This window comes from Collinsella sp. AF29-7AC (assembly GCF_003475665.1).
Taxonomy (GTDB): Bacteria; Actinomycetota; Coriobacteriia; order Coriobacteriales; family Coriobacteriaceae; genus Collinsella.
In genome coordinates this window covers 1-1,165 of the sequence record NZ_QRQX01000050.1, presented here as the reverse complement: position 1 = coordinate 1,165, position 1,165 = coordinate 1, and the positions used below count along the sequence as shown (strand labels likewise).

Here is a 1,165-nt window from a genome sequence, read left to right as displayed (position 1 = left end):
ACGAGGGGATGCCGCGGTCGGCGGCGATGGCCCGCTTCGGCATCGCCGCCGCCACATCGCTCGACCGCTGGTGCAGGCTGTACCGCGAGGGCGGGCCGGAGGCGCTCGAGCCGGGACGCCGCGGCAGGCCGGAGGGCCCCGGGGGGCGGACGCGCGAGCGGGAGCTCGAGGAGCGCGTGCGCAAACTCGAGGCCCAGGTGGCGTATCTAAAAAAATCGATAGCCCTGAAAGCGGAGAAGAGCTCTCAAACTGGGAGAAAGCCCAGGTCGTAGCCTCCCTTTCAGGGCACCACCGCCTATGCGACCTGCTCGCGGCCGCGCGGCTCGCGCCGTCGAGCTACCACTATGCCGTGGCGCACCCGCCGAGAGCGACCCGGCCAGAGCTCCGGGGGGCCGTGCGCGAGATCTTCTCGAGGACGGCGAACGGGTGCGGCCACCGCCAGATAGCGATGTGCCTGAGGGCCGAGCTGGGCGCGAGGATAGCGGACAAGACGGTCCTCAAGATGATGCGGGAGCTCGGCATCCGCTGCGGCATCCGCCGGGAGACCGACTACCATCGCTACAACTCCTACCGCGGCCCGGTCGGCGAGAGATTCGACAACCTGATAGCGCGTGACTTTCGCGCGGGCGCCCCGTGGGAGAAGCTCGGGACCGACGTCACGGAATTCAGGCAGCCCTGGGGCAAGGCGTACTTCGCCCCGGTCTACGACTTCTGCACGAAGGAGATCGTCTCCTGGTCGGTGTCGACGAGCCCGGACATGGCCCAGCAGGAGGAGGTGCTCAGGCGCCTGTTCGCGAGGATGCCGGCCGGGGCCTCGCCGATCGTCCACAGCGACATGGGCTGGCAGTACCAGCACCCCAGGTGGACCGGCGAGCTCAGGAGGCACGGCGCCAGGCAGAGCATGTCGAGAAAGGGCAACTGCCTAGACAACGGGGCGACGGAGCAGGTGTTCGGGCATCTCAAGGACGAGTTCTTCAGGGGCGTCGAGTGGGCCGACTTCGAGTCCTTCAAGAGGGACCTCGACGCCTACGTCGTGCATTGGAACACGAGGCGTCGCCAGGTGGCGCTCGGCGGCCTCACCCCGGTGGAGTTTCGGAAACGGCTATTGAAAGCGTCCTAGTGTTCGCTTCTAATAAAGAAGGCCAAGATTCGGGACGCAGTTCAA

2 protein-coding genes are annotated in these 1,165 nt (G+C 67.1%); both read left to right on the top strand.

Features of this window, described 5'->3' with window-relative positions; all coding sequences use genetic code 11:
• Nucleotides 1-272 (top strand): helix-turn-helix domain-containing protein (locus DWZ15_RS10785; RefSeq protein ID WP_147352337.1); only part of this gene is annotated, 272 nt, incomplete at its 5' end.
• A complete protein-coding gene (locus DWZ15_RS10275) occupies nucleotides 215-1,120 on the top strand; it encodes an IS3 family transposase (protein WP_118450829.1) in 906 nt (301 codons plus the stop codon). The genes DWZ15_RS10785 and DWZ15_RS10275, both read left to right, overlap by 58 nt.
• The last annotated feature ends 45 nt before the right edge of the window (nucleotides 1,121-1,165 follow it).